We start from the raw sequence: 14,072 nt of genomic DNA on the forward strand, positions 1-14,072 counted from the left end.
TGCGCGAAGGCTTGTCAATTACCGGTCCCGGCCCGCTCAAGGGCGTCGAGGACCTGGGCCTCGGTCAGCAATTCCGGCAGGACGATTCCCTCGGGGGCGCCGGGACCATAGACCACGTTGAAGGGAATGCCGTAGCGCCCGAAACCCGCCAGATAGGCAGCGATCTCGTCGCTCGGGCGGGTCCAGTCGGCACGCATGGCCGTCACCTCGTCACCCGCCAGCCGCTGCGCCACGTCACCCCGGTCCAGGACCACCCGTTTATTGACTTGGCAGGTGATGCACCAATCGGCGGTCACATCCACGAAGACCACGCCGCCCTCGCCCACCAGCCGGGTGATCGCGGCCTGGTCGAAGCCCTGCCAGTGGCCGCTGGGCAGCCGCTCCTCGCCGGTGGTCGAAATCGCCTGGAAGGGCATGACGAAGGTCATCAGCGACAGCCCCGCCACCGCCAGGCCCGCGGCAGGCCGGGCCGGCCGGGGCAGGCGGCGGCGCAGGCCCAGGATGAGCAGCGCCAGCACCATCATGCCCGCCACCAGCGCCGCGCCCGCCATACCCACCTGCACCGCCAGGACCGACAACAGCCACAAGGCGGTACCGGCCAGGGCCACGCCCAGGATGCGGCGCAGGGTGATCATCCAGCGTCCCGGCCGGGGCAGCCGCTGGGCCAGCCCCGGGAAGGCCGCCACCGCCAGATAGGGCAGAGCCATGCCCAGCCCCAGGGCGGCGAAGACGGCCATGATCTCGAGCGAACCGCGCGACAGGGCGAAACCGACGGCGGTCCCCAGGAAGGGCGCGGTGCAGGGAGTCGCCAGGATGGTGGCGAAGGCTCCGGTGGCGAAATGGCCCGCCAGGGAATGAGGATTGCCCCGGCTGCCGCCCAGCCCGCCCAGCCAGGACGGCAGAGGCACCTCGAACAGGCCCCACAGATTAGCGGCGAACAGGCTGACCACCACCACCAGGGCGATCAGGAAAAGGGGCTGTTGGAACTGGATGCCCCAACCGACGGCCATGCCCGCCGCCTTGACGGCCACGGCAGCGGCGGCCAGGACCAGAAAGGAAACGAGGATGCCCGCCGCCGAGGCGACGAAGCCGGCGCGGATCTGGCGGCGTTCCGCCCCGCCATGTCCGATGACTGACAGCACCTTCAGCGACAGGACCGGCAGCACGCAGGGCATGAGGTTGAGGATCAGCCCGCCCAGCAGCGCCAGCCCCAGGATGCCGCCCAAGGCAGCCCAATCGGTGCCGGGCGGCGCAGCGGCCCGGGGCGTCGCCTGCACTTCCATGCCACGATTGCCGTCCACCACGGTCAGGGTCAGCGTCTGGCCGTCCAGCCTTCCTTCATGGCTGCCCGGCAGGACGGCGGCGGTCAGCACGGCGCGGCGGCCGCCCTGTTCCAGCGTCACCCTGGGCGGGCCGAACTGCATGTAGCCCGGCCCTTCCACGAACAAATCCGGCGTCGACAGGCCCGGCTCGGCAGCCAGGGTCACCGAAAGGTGGGCCTCGTCGCCGCTGCCCCAGGCCGAGGCCTCGACGAGTTCCATCCCGGCGGCTTCCGGCGCCCCCGGCACACGCGCCGCCCAGCGGTCGATCTCATGCAGGAAGACCGACGGCATGGTCGGGCCGGAGGGAAGGTCGAGGGCCAGCTCTTCCGTATGCGGGATGCACAGGGTTTCGCAGACCAGATAATCGACCTTGGCGCGCAGGCGCAACGGATCACCGGGCCGCTCGACCCGCACGTCGACCGGCAGGACCACCTCGCCCTCATAGCCCATGCTTTGCAGGCCGAGGATCTCGAAACGCTCCGGCGCGGGCCACCTGATCTCGGAAGAGGCGACATTGTCCGAGCCGGTCCAGTCGATGGAGGGCGGATAACCGGCATCGCCGGGCGAGCGCCAATACACCTTCCAGCCCGGCTTCAGGTCGAAATGCAGGCCCAGGCGCAAGGAATGGGGGGCGGCGGCTCCCTGCCCCGTCGTCTCGTTCGCCGACAAAAGGCGCAAGGCGCCCTGGTCGTTGCGCGCCCACTCGGAAGCGGGCACCGCAAGCGCGGGCTGACCGGCCCAGAGGGACAGGACGAAAAGAGCGGAAAAGATCTTCAACCAGCGCATGGAGAGAAGGACCAATCAGTTATCGCGGGCGATTGCAACAAAAAGGGAGGGGCTCCGTCAACAAGAGCAACCCTCCTTCCCCGATAGAGGGTGGGGGTGCGGCCCTTGCTTTCCCCGCCCAAGCGGCATATCTCACCTTGCATGGCAATGCACCACTCCTCCACCGGTTATCTGGCCGGACAACTCCTCATCGCGATGCCGCAGATGCAAGATCCGCGGTTCACGCGCAGTGTCGTCTATCTTTGCGCTCATAGCGCAGAGGGCGCCATGGGCCTGGTGGTCAACAGGATGCTCGACGCGCTGACCTTCCCCGACCTGCTGGAGCAGCTGGGAATCGAGCCGACGCCGCTCTGCGAACAGATCCGCGTCCATTTCGGCGGCCCGGTGGAGGCCGGACGCGGCTTCGTGCTGCATTCCACCGATTACGTCCAGGACACCACCCTGATGGTGGACAACCGCGTCGCCCTGACCGCGACGGTGGATGTGCTGAAAGCCATCGCCGAAGGGCGCGGCCCGCGCCATTCCATGCTGGCCCTGGGCTATGCCGGCTGGAGCCCCGGCCAGCTCGACACCGAAATCCGCGAGAATGTCTGGCTCAACGCCCCGGCGGACGAGGAAGTGCTGTTCGGCCCCAATCTCGACATCAAATGGGAACAGGCCCTCGGCCGTCTGGGTATCGAGCCCCCGATGCTGTCGGGCGAAGCCGGGCATGCTTGATTTGAAGTAGCCTCACCGCCTGAAAACCGCCACCGCCTCCAGATGCGCCGACCAGGGGAACTGGTCGATGGGCGTGACGGAGTCCAGGCGGTAGCCGCCATCCACCAGCATCCGCGCGTCACGGGCCAGGGTCGCCGGGTTGCAGGAGACGCCCACTAGCACCGGCGGCCCTGCCTCGGCCAGAATCTCGACCTGGGCGGCGGCACCGGCGCGCGGCGGGTCGAAGACGATAGCGTCGAAACGCTTCAGTTCCGGGGCCAACAGCGGACGGCGCGCCAAATCGCGGGCCTCGGAGGTCACGCGCAGCTTCGGCCCGGCGCGGTCGGCCGCCATCTGCAAGGCTGCGATCAGGGCCTCGTCCCCCTCCACCGCATGGACCGCCGCCCGGGTCGCAATGGGAAAGGTGAAGCTGCCGCAGCCGGAATAGAGATCGGCGACCATGCGCGCCTCACCCAAGGCGTCGACCACCAGGCTGGCGATGGCGTCCTCGCCCGCCTTCGACGGTTGAAGGAAGGCGCCGGGCGGCGGACTGACGGGAATGCCCGCGAAGCTGACCAGCGGCGGACGGCGTGCGGCCACCGGCTCGGCGAAGCCGCTGCCGGGCTGACGCCAGGATAGCCGGGCCAAATCGTATTTCCCGGCAGCCTCGGCCAAGGCTTCGCGGGCCGCGAGATCGAGGTCGAGGCGGCTGTCCACCACCACGTCCAGGCCGTTCTCGGCGGCGGTCACGGTGACGTCGCCCTTGCCGCCTTCGGGGATGACGCGGCGCAGGATGTCGCGCAGGCCGGGCAGGAAGTCGGCCAGGGCCGGTGCCAGCAGATGGCATTCCTCCAAACCCACCAGCATATGGCTGGTCCGGGCGTTGAAGCCCAGCAACAGGCCGCCCCGGCGATGCAGGAAGCCGAAGGTGGCCCGCCGCCGCGTGCCGGGCGAGACGGCGATCAGCGGCGAAGTTGCCACCTCGCCCAATCCCTGGCGCGCCAGGGCCTGTGTCAATTGGGTACTCTTCCAGGCGCGATAGGCCTCGGCGTCCAGATGCTGCAGCGAACAGCCCCCGCAGATGCCGTAATGGCTGCAAGGCGCCAGGGCCCGCTGGGCGCCGACCGCCAGCACCTCCACCGGCGTGGCGACCAGGGCGTCGCCGCGCTTCGATTCGATCCGCGCCAGAACATGGTCGCCGGGAACCGTATAGGGGACGAAGACGGTGTCGCCGTCCAGATGGGCGATGCCGTCCCCCCGCCCGCCGATCTCCTCGATCACCAGTTCGACAACGCGCTGCGCGGGAGGGTTGGCGCGATGATGGCGGCCGCCGCCCCCACCGGACCGGCCGCGTCGGGACGGTTTCATGCGCCGTGGCCCAGGGCGGCCAGATCGGCCAGCAGGCGCGTCACGATCTCCGCCACCGCCTGGTCCATGGCGGCCACCGCCGCCGAAGCCGTAAGGTCCGCCGCCTGATGGGTGGCCTCGTAGGTTTTCACAAGCATCACATCTCCGTCGCGATTGGTCAGGGAGAACTCTACCTCCGCCACCGCACCAGGGCCGATCTGTTCGAAACGCTTGACGTGACCAAGCAGGATGAAATCGGGCTGCGCGCGCAGGGCGGGCGTCACCACCGTTTCGGCCAGATTGGCGGCACGCAGGGCCTCGACCAGCCGCTCGCGCAGCATCTCGCCCGGCGGCTGTGCCCACATATGGTAGGAATAGAGGCGCAATTCGCCGGGCCGGTCGCTCTCGGCATAGACCAGGGAACGCTGGCCGGTCAAGCCGTCGCCCGAGAAACTGCCCACCTCGATCACGCCGCGCAAGGGCGGACGCGCATGGCTCTGTTCCGTCGACACCGGGGCGAGGCGATAGAAGGTCTCGGGCGGCGGCGCGGCGACGGGGGCGCAAGCCACCAGGGCGGCGACGGCCAGCACGGCGAAAGCGGCAGAACGGTTCACTTTCCTCCCTCCCTTCCTCATGAAGACCTCACCGGGCCGGTCCCTGTCCCACGCCGCCCCGGTCACCCCCGAAGACCCGCGCCGGATTCTGGCGGATCTCGCGGCTGAACTCGCTCATGTTGCGGCTGGTGCTTTCCAGGTTGCCGGTGATGGTGTCGATATCGCTGGACACGCGCTGCAGGGTATAGGCGAGGTCGCGCACGCTTTGGGTCACCACCGGGGAATTGGTCTCGATCAGCGCGTTCAGCGAGGCGATCAACTGGTCCACCTGCTCGCCGGTCGTCGCCAATTGTCCGCCAAGCTGTTCCATGTTGCCCGAGAAGGACGCCATGTTGGCCAGCGTCTGGTCGATGCGGCCCCTGTTCTCCTCGGTCAGCACCTGGTTCAGGTCGTTGGAGAAGTTGCGCACATTGTCGGTGATCTGGGGCGTCTTGGTCGCCAGATCGGCCGCCACGGCGACCAGATTGCCCAGAAGGTCGGGCGCCTGTTCTTCCAGGATCGCGCTGACATTGGCGATGGAACGTTCCAGCGTGGCGAGCAGCGGACGCAGATTGCCCTCGGTCAGGTCGCCCACCTGGGTGGCCACCTCGCTCATCACGGCGAACAGGTTGCCGCCGCCGCTGCTGGGGATGACCGAACCCGGCGGCAGGATCTCCGGCGCCGCACCGCCGCGGATGTCCACGGCCACCGCCGACAGCAGGCCCGAGGCGGCGATATTGGCGCGGCTGTCCTCGGGGATGCGCCAGTCGCGCGTCACCGCCAAGGCAAGGCGGAAACGCACCCGGCCATTCTCGGTGAAGGGCTCGATCCGCTCGACCTGGCCGATGGGATAGCCCTCGAACATGACGGCGGTGCCCGGACGGACGCCCGAGACATTGTTGAAATTGGCGTAATAGGTCTCGGTCGGGCCGGTCCGCCCCGCCAGCAGCGCCACCGCCACCACCAGCGCCGCCACCATGGCCAGCACGAATGCGCCCACGGCCACATAATTGATCCGGCTGTCCTTCATGCGATCCCTTTACTCTTCCCCGGTGAGACGCCGCAGATAGGCGTCGGCGTCCAATTCGACTTCCTCGGTACGGCGATGAAGCAGGTTCTGGATGCGCTCGCTGGCACTGTTGCGAATTTCGTCCACGCTGCCCAGGCCGATGATCTCGCCCTTGTCCAGGACCAGGATGCGGTCGGCGATCTTGAAGGCGCTTTCCAGTTCATGGGTTACCACCACGATGGTCATGCCCATGGCATCGCGCAAGCGCAGGATCAGGTCGTCGATGGAAGACGCCACCACCGGGTCGAGTCCCGCCGAAGGCTCGTCGCAGAACAGCAGCTTGGGGTCCATGACGATGGCCCGCGCCAGCGCCGCCCGCTTGATCATGCCGCCCGACAATTCCGCCGGCATCAGATTCTCGAACCCCGCCAGGTCGACCACTTCCATCTTCAGGCGGGCCATGATCTCCATGGTCTTGCGGTCCAGCCGCGTATGCTCGCGCAGGGGCAGCATGATGTTGTCGCCCACCGACATGGAACTGAACAGCGCGCCGCCCTGGAAGGCCACGCCCATCTTGCGCCGCAGGGCCTGCATCTCGCGCGGCGGGGCCTTGGTGATGTCCACGCCCAGCAGGCGGATGGCGCCGCTGGTGGGGCGCAGCAGCCCCAGCAGATGGTTGAGCAAGGTGCTCTTGCCCGAGCCCGATCCGCCCATGATCACCAGGATCTCGCCTTCCAGGATGTCGAAGGAGACGCCTTTCAGGATCTTGCGCTCGCCGTAATGGGTGACGAGGTCGCGCACCTCGATGGCCACGCGGGAGGATGTCCGGTCCACGCCGTTCATCGCGTCACCAGGAAGACGAAGATCATGTCGGTGATGACGATGGCGCTGATGGCCTGGACCACCGAGCGTGTAGTCATGCGCCCCACCCCTTCCGCCCCGCCCGAGACGGAAGCGCCGTTGACCACCCCGACCAGGGTGATGAGCACGGCGAAGATGAAGCTCTTGCCCATGCCGTGGGCGAGGTCGCCCAGGGTCAGCATCTCGAGGCATTGCCGGGCATAGGCGGCGAAGGTCATGTCCAGCGTCGAGCTGACATAGACCCCGGCGCCGCCGAGGGCCACCAGGATCGACCACAGGGAAAGCGACGGCACCATGACCAGCATGGCGACCAGCGGCGGCACCACCAGGAAGCGCACCGGGCTGATGCCCATGACCTGCAGGGCATCCACTTCCTGGTTGATGCGCATGGTGCCCAGCCTCGCGGCCAGGGCCGAACCGGACCGCCCTGCCACCAGAATGCCGGTGATCAGCGGCGCGAATTCCCGCACCACCGAGAAGGCGATCCCCGGCACCACCTGGGATTCGGCGCCGAACATGCGCAGGGTATAGATGCCCTGGATCGCCAGCATGATGCCGATGGTCACCGCCAGCACTGTGACGATGGGCAAGGCGCGCAGGCCGATCTCGGTCATTTCCGCGACGATGGGGGCAAGGCGCACCGGCTGCTCGCGCCGCCGCCCCATCGCCAGCCAGAACAACGCCTCGCCCAGCAGGACGGCGGCGAAGCCCATTTCGGCCACGCCCTTGACCACGGTCTCGCCCAAGCGGCCGAGCATGCGCACGGTCTGGGTCAGCAAGTTCTCAGACCCCCGCCTGCAAGCCCGTCTCGACGGAAGGATGAATGGTGAAGACCTTGTCCAGCCGGGCCAGTTGCAGAACCCGCATCGAGGCGTCGCTGACGGCGGCCAGCGCGAAGCGAGTGCCGTTGCGGCGCGCCGCCTGATAGGCCTCGACCAGGCTGGCGATGCCCGAGGAATCGATGTAGTCCACCGCGCCCATGTCCACCAACACGTCCCGGCGTTCCTCAAGGGCGCTCAGCAACTGCTTGCGCAGGCTTGGGGCGTGCTGCATGTCCACTTCGCCCGACAGGGACAGGACAACGACATTGCCCTTGTGGGAGATATCCAGATTCATGAGGGCGTTCCGACCTCCTTGACCATCTTCAACACGTTGCCGGCCCCTTCGGGCGGAGGCAGGAAGGCCACTTCGTCCATGACCGCCCGGATGATATGGGTGCCCAACCCGCCCGGCCGCAAATCTTCCAGCGCGCGCGGGCAGATGCTGGCCGTGTCCACCGGCGGGGCGAAATCGGTCAGCATCACCACCAGCCGCCCTTTTTCCGCGGCGGCGCCCGGCGGTTCCCAGGCGATTTCCAGCACCACGTCCCCTTCCTCGCCGCAATAGGCATGGCGGATGATGTTCTGGCATGCCTCGCAGACCGCAAGCTTGACGTCGCCCACCACCGCGAAGTCGCAACCGGCACCGCACAGGGCCGCACCGATCGCGTCGCGCACCGGTTTGAGCTGTTCCGGCAGGGCGCGGAAGCGAAGATGCAACAGTCGCGTGGCCGAGGCTTCCCCGTCGCTCTTCATATCCGCTTTTCCTCGCCCATGCTCCAGCCGATCCGTCCGAGAAGAAATAGCGCGGGCCTTACGGCAATTCCAGGTAAAGCGGCTTCCAAGATCTCGCAACCGCCCTTGCGCCGCAGCATCAAGTTTTCACTATGCCCTTCCCCCCGAACAGCGTAAACGAGCGATGAAGATTTGATGACTGGCCCTAAGCGGCGTTGACAGAACAGTCCCCGCACATCAAACAGAAAGTTGTCTCCTGGCGACAGGGATTGTCCATATGCCGATCTCGACGATTGCGACACTGTTTGGGTTAGCCCCGCGCCCGGTTGCTCTCACCCCCGACAGCTCCCCTACGCCAGATGCCGAGGACGGTCTTCTGGCTCTGGTCGAGAAGCTGGATTACGCTTTCCAGCCGGTGGTCAACATCCATAACGGCGCAGTCCATGGCTTCGAGGCCCTGTTGCGGGGGGTCGAGCAGATTGGTTTTCCGTCCACCCACGCCTTTTTCGAAGCCGCCGCCGAGGCCGGCCAGCTAATCGAAGTGGAAATGGCCCTGCAGGAAAAGGCGGTGGCGCGCTTTTCCAAACACAAGGATTTCCAGACCTACAAGCTGTTCCTCAACATCGACCTGCGTGCCGTCGTGCCGCCCGTGATGGATCGGCTGCGCCGTCAGCTCGAAGCGGTGCGCTTCCCCGCCACCAGCCTGATCCTGGACGTTTCCGAACGCCAGCCCCTACCCAACGGCATGGCCAAGGGCGACTGGCTGAGCAACCAGGAATTCAAGCTGTCGTTGGACGATTTCGGCACCGGCCTATCGGGCTTGTCGCAGCTGTATTTCTCCACGCCCGATTTCCTGAAGCTCGACCGCTTCTTCATCGCGACCCTGCCCGACGATTCAAAGAAGAAGCTGTTCATCAGCCATGTGGTCAACCTGGCCCATCTGCTGGGCGTGGTGGTCATCGCCGAAGGCGTGGAAAGCGAACGGGAATACCTGGCCTGCAAGGCAGTGGGCTGCGACCTGATCCAGGGCTTCCTGGTGCAGCCGCCGGTGTCCGACATCGCCGAGCTGAAAAGCCGCTACGTCCATATCGAATCCCTAAGCCGCAGCGAAAGGCGCACCAAGACCTCGGACCAGAAGATCATCAACGAGCAGATCCAGGTGATCGAGCCGATCTCGCTCGACGCCGACATGCTGAAGGTCTTCGAACGCTTCCGCCATGACAAGAGTTGGACCTTCTTTCCGGTGGTCGATGCCAGCGGCGAGCCGGTCGGCATCGTCCACGAGCGCGACCTCAAGGACTACACCTATTCCCTCTACGGCAAGGAACTGATCGCCAACCGCACCATGGGGCGCAAGCTCAACCAGTTCCTGACCCCCTGCCCCAGCGCCGACATCAATACCAAGGCCGAAAAGATCCTGGAAACCTTCTCGGCCAATCCCGAATCCGAGGGCGTGATCATCGTCGAGGACCGGCGCTATGTGGGCTTCATGTCCGCCCGCTCGCTGCTCAACGTGATCAACGAAAAGAATGTCGCCAGCGCCCGGGACCAGAACCCGCTGACCAAGCTGCCGGGCAACAGCCTGATCCATGAATATGTCTCGGAATTGCTGGCCGCGCCCCAGACCCATGGCGTGCTGGCCTATTTCGACTTCGACAACTTCAAGCCGTTCAACGACAAATACGGCTTCCGCCTCGGCGACCGGGCGATCCTGCTCTTCGCCGAGATCCTGAAGAAGACCCTGGGCGGCGAAGGCTGCTTCGTCGCCCATGTCGGCGGCGACGATTTCTTCGCCGGCTTCCAGGGCATTCCCTTCGCCGAAGCGCAGAACAAGGTCGTCCAGGTCATCGCCACCTTCGCCAACGATGTGGAAAGCTTCTACGACGACGAAGCGCGCCGGAACGGCTACATGACCGCCACAGACCGCGAAGGCAACCTGCGCCGCTTCCCGCTGCTGGGCGTCAGCGCCGCCCTGCTGGACCTGCCCGTCGGCCGCCAGCCCTGCTCCAGCGACCAGATCAGCCAGCTGATCGCCGACGCCAAGAAAGGCGCCAAATACTCGCCGGACCATATCTGCGCGGTGTCGCCGATCACCTAGCAGGACAAGCGCCGGGCCCGCCCCATGCTAAGGAGGTCCACCGGGCCGACTGTCCCGCGCTTCTCCTATCCGCGCTCGATCATCTCCCGGATCCGTGCCGCCAGGACGTCCATGGCGAAGGGCTTGGTGATCAGTTCCATCCCCGGCTCCAGAAAGCCGCTGGCAACGGCGGCGGTCTCGGCATAGCCGGTCATGAACAGCACCTTCAGATCGCGGCGGGTTTCGCGGGCGGCATCGGCCATCTGGCGGCCGTTCAGTCCCGGCAGACCGATATCGGTGACCAGCAGGTCCACGCGCACCGGGGATTGCAGGATTTCCAGCCCCGACGGCCCGTCCCCGGCTTCCAGGGCGCAATAGCCCAGCTCGTTCAGCACCTCGACGATCAGCGCCCGAACGACGGCCTCGTCCTCGACCACCAGCACCACCTCGCCCTCTTCGGCCTTCTGCGCCCCGTCCAGGCCGGAGGAAGCCTCCTCGGGCTCGGCCCCATCGCGGCAGCGGGGGAGGTAGAGCTTGACCGTGGTGCCCCGGCCGACCTCGCTGTAGATCTTGGCATAGCCTTCCGACTGGCGGGCGAAGCCGTAGATCATCGACAGGCCCAGGCCGGTACCCTGGCCGATCGGCTTGGTGGTGAAGAAGGGATCGAAGGCCCGGGCCATGACGTCCGGCGTCATCCCGGTCCCGGTATCGGTCACGCAGAGGCAGACATATTCCCCCGGCTTGACCTCGCGCTGACGGGCGGCGAAGGCGTCGTCGAGCTGGGCGTTGCCGGTCTCGATGGTCAGCTGCCCGCCATCGGGCATCGCATCGCGGGCATTGATCACCAGGTTCAGGATGGCGCTTTCCAGCTGGTTGGGATCGCACAGCGTCAGCCACAGGCCGTCATCCAGCGCCAGGTCCAGCTCGATGGTCTCGCCCAGGGTCCGGCGCAGCAGGTCCTCCATCGAGGCGATCAGCTGGTTGGCCTCCACCGGCCTGGGGTCCAGCGGCTGGCGGCGCGAGAACGCCAGCAGGCGATGCGTCAGCGCCACCGCCCGGTTGGCCGAGGCCATGGCGGTCTGCAGGAAGCGCCCGATCTCGTCATGGCGCCCGACCGACAGCCGCTTCTCCGCCAAGTTCAGCGAGCCCACGATGCCCTGCAGCAGATTGTTGAAGTCGTGGGCGATGCCGCCCGTCAACTGCCCCACCGCCTCCATCTTCTGGGACTGGCGCAGGGCTTCCTCGGCCTGCTGCAATTCCCGGGTGCGCAGTTCGACCTGTTCCTCCAGGGTCACGTTGAAGCGGCGCAGGGCGTTTTCCGCCTCCACCCGCTCGGTCACATCCGACCCGGCGATGAAAATGCCGATCACCTGGCTGTCGCCATCCAGGATCGGCTGATAGACGAAGTCGAGAAAGCGCTCCTCGGTCGGCGCGTTCGCCCCTCTCTTCAACAGCACCGATTGGGCACGGCCGACGACGGCCTTGGCCGTTTGGCTCACATGGTCGAGCAGTTCGAAGAATCCCTGCCCTTCGATCTCGGGCAAGGCTTCGCGTACCGTCTTGCCGATGACGTCACGATGGCCGACCAGTTGGAGATAGGAGCCATTGGCCAGTTCGAAGACATGGTCGGGACCGCGCACGATGGCCAGGAAGATCGGCGCCTGCTCGAACAGGCGGCGCAGATGCTCCGTCTCGGCCAGCAATTGGCGGTTGGTCGCCTTGACCGCTTCCCGCTCGGCCTGAAGGGCCTGGTTGGCCTGACGCAGGGCCGTCTCGGTGGTCTGTAGCCGCCTGGTCGTCAGCACCGTCTGCGTCGTCTCGATACAGGCGCAGAAGATGCCCGCCACGCGTCCGCTCTCGTTGCGGATGGGGCTGTAGGAGAAGCTGAAATAGGTGTTCTCGGTATAGCCATGGCGCTGCATGACCAGTTTCCGGTCCTCGAGCCAGGTGGCCTCGCCCGCCAGGGCCCGCACGACATAGGGCAGGATGTCGTCCCAGATATCCGACCACAGTTCCTGGAACGGCTGCCCCAGCGCCCCGGGATGCTTGGCTCCCAGGATCGGGCGATAGGCGTCGTTGAACAGGAAGGTCAACTCCCGCCCCCAGGCGATGAACATCGGATGGCCGGAATTCAGGATGATGCTGACCGCCGTGCGCAGGGATTGCGGCCAAGTCTCCGGTCGTCCCAGAGGAGAGGTGGACCAGTCGTAGGCCCGCATCAGCGCCCCCATCTCGCCTCCACCCGCCAGGAAGTCGGCGGAGGGCACATCCTGGGAAAACGCCGGGGGCACGATCTCCGGAAATTCGTCCTTGGGCTTCATTCACGCGCCTTCAAAATCGCGACACCTCCGTCGATTGATGCAGCAGCAGTCCTTATCCGCAAAGTTGCCGACCAGAACCGGTGCATAATTGCAGAAACGCCCCGACAACAAAATTTTCAAAGGAAGGTATAAGCCATAGGGCGGGATCACATAACCATAATAGTCATATCACTTTCTGAAACATTCCCTCGTTTGACAACAGCTACCTCGCGCCATAGCCTCACCTTGTCCTGCATCCAAGAAAAATAGGGAAGAACGATGTTCAAGGCTCTGGTTCTCGACGAAGCGGACGGCAAGGTCTCGGCTGCCCTCAAACAACTTGACGACACCGCGTTACCGCAAGGCGACGTCACGGTGGCGGTCAAATACTCCACCATCAATTACAAGGACGGCATGATCGTCAGCGGCCTGGGCCGCCTTGTGCGCTCCTATCCCCATGTGCCGGGAATCGACTTCTCCGGCGTGGTGGAAAGCAGCGGCCATCCCGGCTTCGCCCCCGGCGACGAGGTGGTGCTGACCGGCTGGCGGGTGGGCGAAACCCATTGGGGCGGCTTCTCGCAGAAGGCCCGCGTCAAGGGCGACTGGCTGGTCAAGCTGCCCCAGGGCCTGACCTGCAAGCGCGCCATGGCCATCGGCACCGCAGGCTTCACCGCCATGCTGGCGGTGAACGCCCTCGAGCGCCACGGCATCACCCCCGATTCCGGCGAGGTGCTGGTGACGGGTGCGGCGGGCGGCGTCGGTTCGGTGGCGGTGGCGGTGCTTGCGAAACTGGGCTATCGCGTCGTCGCCTCGACCGGCCGAGCCTCGACCCATGCCTATCTGCGCGAACTGGGCGCGGCGGAGATCCTGGACCGCGCGGTCTTTTCGGAGGGCAACAAGAAGCCGCTGGATGCCGAACGCTGGGCCGGCTGCGTCGATTCGGTCGGCGGCACGACCCTGACCACCGTCCTGTCGCAGATGAAATACCGCGGCAGCGTGGCGGCGGTGGGACTGGCGGGGGGTAACAGCCTGAACGGCACCGTGCTGCCCTTCCTGCTGCGCGGCGTCAATCTGCTGGGCATCGATTCGGTGATGTGCCCCATGAACGAGCGCAAGGACGCCTGGGAACGCCTGACCCGCGACCTGCCGATGGACAAGCTGGACGCCATGACCAGCGAAGCCGGGCTGGCCGACCTGCCGGAACTGGCGGGGGCCATCCTGCGCGGCGAGGTCCAGGGCCGCAAGGTCATCGACGTCAACCGTTGAGACCCCGTGCAGGATACCGGGGCCTTCGGCTCCGGTATCCTGCAACTTTGAAGACTGACATGCCTTTGGCCCGCCTCGCCCTTCGAGACGCCGCTAATGCGGCTCCTCAGGACGAGGCTAATCTCATTTTATTTCAACAAGAAAAACCTCATGCTGGAGACCTTTGCACGGAAGGCATGATTGTGATTCGATAGCGGCCTGTTCGATCAACAGGAGAGGCCGTCATGGCACGCAAGCGGATTGGTCAGTTAGGCTGGGCCGA

General features: G+C 66.0%; 12 protein-coding genes. 3 read left to right on the top strand and 9 right to left on the bottom strand.

Going from position 1 to position 14,072, the window contains the following annotated elements:
• Positions 1-14 precede the first annotated feature (14 nt).
• The gene (locus tag EPD66_RS09085; protein WP_142848174.1) at positions 15-2,108 is read right to left on the bottom strand and encodes a protein-disulfide reductase DsbD; all 2,094 of its coding nucleotides are present in this window, start codon (positions 2,106-2,108) and stop codon (positions 15-17) included.
• Positions 2,109-2,249: 141 nt separating this feature from the next.
• On the opposite strand from EPD66_RS09085, the gene EPD66_RS09090 reads away from it, so the two are divergent.
• Positions 2,250-2,825, top strand: a complete 576-nt coding sequence (locus tag EPD66_RS09090; RefSeq protein ID WP_142848175.1) for a YqgE/AlgH family protein — start codon at positions 2,250-2,252, stop codon at positions 2,823-2,825.
• A 12-nt stretch (positions 2,826-2,837) separates the two neighbouring features.
• Here EPD66_RS09090 and EPD66_RS09095 read toward each other — a convergent pair whose 3' ends face one another.
• From EPD66_RS09095 to EPD66_RS09125, 7 genes are read right to left on the bottom strand one after another with little or no spacing between them, the layout of a single operon-like run.
• Complete coding sequence (locus EPD66_RS09095) at positions 2,838-4,172, bottom strand: class I SAM-dependent RNA methyltransferase (protein ID WP_142848176.1); 1,335 nt, start codon at positions 4,170-4,172, stop codon at positions 2,838-2,840.
• Positions 4,169-4,765: an ABC-type transport auxiliary lipoprotein family protein gene (locus EPD66_RS09100; protein WP_185961324.1), complete on the bottom strand. Its 597-nt coding sequence runs from the start codon at positions 4,763-4,765 to the stop codon at positions 4,169-4,171. The genes EPD66_RS09095 and EPD66_RS09100 overlap by 4 nt, the downstream gene beginning before the upstream one ends.
• A gap of 28 nt (positions 4,766-4,793) precedes the next feature.
• Positions 4,794-5,774 (bottom strand): MlaD family protein, encoded by a 981-nt coding sequence (locus EPD66_RS09105; RefSeq protein ID WP_142848178.1) that lies wholly within the window; start codon positions 5,772-5,774, stop codon positions 4,794-4,796.
• 9 nt (positions 5,775-5,783) lie between these two features.
• Complete coding sequence (locus tag EPD66_RS09110) at positions 5,784-6,596, bottom strand: ABC transporter ATP-binding protein (protein WP_142848179.1); 813 nt, start codon at positions 6,594-6,596, stop codon at positions 5,784-5,786.
• Positions 6,593-7,372 carry an ABC transporter permease gene (locus tag EPD66_RS09115; protein WP_142848200.1) on the bottom strand — a complete coding sequence of 260 codons (780 nt, stop codon included), beginning with the start codon at positions 7,370-7,372 and terminating at the stop codon, positions 6,593-6,595. Before EPD66_RS09115 ends, EPD66_RS09110 begins: the two co-directional genes overlap by 4 nt.
• A gap of 25 nt (positions 7,373-7,397) precedes the next feature.
• Positions 7,398-7,730 (bottom strand): STAS domain-containing protein, encoded by a 333-nt coding sequence (locus EPD66_RS09120; RefSeq protein WP_142848180.1) that lies wholly within the window; start codon positions 7,728-7,730, stop codon positions 7,398-7,400.
• Positions 7,727-8,188: an ATP-binding protein gene (locus EPD66_RS09125; RefSeq protein ID WP_142848181.1), complete on the bottom strand. Its 462-nt coding sequence runs from the start codon at positions 8,186-8,188 to the stop codon at positions 7,727-7,729. The genes EPD66_RS09120 and EPD66_RS09125 overlap by 4 nt, the downstream gene beginning before the upstream one ends.
• Before the next feature lie 256 nt (positions 8,189-8,444).
• Here EPD66_RS09125 and EPD66_RS09130 point away from each other — a divergent pair, with 256 nt between their 5' ends.
• Positions 8,445-10,265 carry a bifunctional diguanylate cyclase/phosphodiesterase gene (locus EPD66_RS09130; RefSeq protein ID WP_142848182.1) on the top strand — a complete coding sequence of 607 codons (1,821 nt, stop codon included), beginning with the start codon at positions 8,445-8,447 and terminating at the stop codon, positions 10,263-10,265.
• A 65-nt stretch (positions 10,266-10,330) separates the two neighbouring features.
• Here EPD66_RS09130 and EPD66_RS09135 read toward each other — a convergent pair whose 3' ends face one another.
• A complete protein-coding gene (locus tag EPD66_RS09135; RefSeq protein WP_142848183.1) occupies positions 10,331-12,565 on the bottom strand; it encodes a PAS domain-containing protein in 2,235 nt (744 codons plus the stop codon).
• A gap of 258 nt (positions 12,566-12,823) precedes the next feature.
• On the opposite strand from EPD66_RS09135, the gene EPD66_RS09140 reads away from it, so the two are divergent.
• Positions 12,824-13,810 (top strand): MDR family oxidoreductase, encoded by a 987-nt coding sequence (locus EPD66_RS09140; RefSeq protein ID WP_142848184.1) that lies wholly within the window; start codon positions 12,824-12,826, stop codon positions 13,808-13,810.
• Positions 13,811-14,072: the final 262 nt, after the last annotated feature.

This window comes from Telmatospirillum sp. J64-1 (assembly GCF_006980715.1).
GTDB lineage: Bacteria > Pseudomonadota > Alphaproteobacteria > Rhodospirillales > Magnetospirillaceae > Oleiliquidispirillum > Oleiliquidispirillum nitrogeniifigens.

What these genes read in the sequence shown, in the direction of transcription:
- EPD66_RS09085 (WP_142848174.1), bottom strand. Translation starts at nt 2,108, where the DNA reads ATGCGCTGGTTGAAGATCTTTTCCGCTCTTTTCGTCCTGTCCCTCTGG.
- EPD66_RS09090 (WP_142848175.1), top strand. Translation starts at nt 2,250, where the DNA reads ATGGCAATGCACCACTCCTCCACCGGTTATCTGGCCGGACAACTCCTC.
- EPD66_RS09095 (WP_142848176.1), bottom strand. Translation starts at nt 4,172, where the DNA reads ATGAAACCGTCCCGACGCGGCCGGTCCGGTGGGGGCGGCGGCCGCCAT.
- EPD66_RS09105 (WP_142848178.1), bottom strand. Translation starts at nt 5,774, where the DNA reads ATGAAGGACAGCCGGATCAATTATGTGGCCGTGGGCGCATTCGTGCTG.
- EPD66_RS09110 (WP_142848179.1), bottom strand. Translation starts at nt 6,596, where the DNA reads ATGAACGGCGTGGACCGGACATCCTCCCGCGTGGCCATCGAGGTGCGC.
- EPD66_RS09115 (WP_142848200.1), bottom strand. Translation starts at nt 7,372, where the DNA reads ATGCTCGGCCGCTTGGGCGAGACCGTGGTCAAGGGCGTGGCCGAAATG.
- EPD66_RS09120 (WP_142848180.1), bottom strand. Translation starts at nt 7,730, where the DNA reads ATGAATCTGGATATCTCCCACAAGGGCAATGTCGTTGTCCTGTCCCTG.
- EPD66_RS09125 (WP_142848181.1), bottom strand. Translation starts at nt 8,188, where the DNA reads ATGAAGAGCGACGGGGAAGCCTCGGCCACGCGACTGTTGCATCTTCGC.
- EPD66_RS09130 (WP_142848182.1), top strand. Translation starts at nt 8,445, where the DNA reads ATGCCGATCTCGACGATTGCGACACTGTTTGGGTTAGCCCCGCGCCCG.
- EPD66_RS09135 (WP_142848183.1), bottom strand. Translation starts at nt 12,565, where the DNA reads ATGAAGCCCAAGGACGAATTTCCGGAGATCGTGCCCCCGGCGTTTTCC.
- EPD66_RS09140 (WP_142848184.1), top strand. Translation starts at nt 12,824, where the DNA reads ATGTTCAAGGCTCTGGTTCTCGACGAAGCGGACGGCAAGGTCTCGGCT.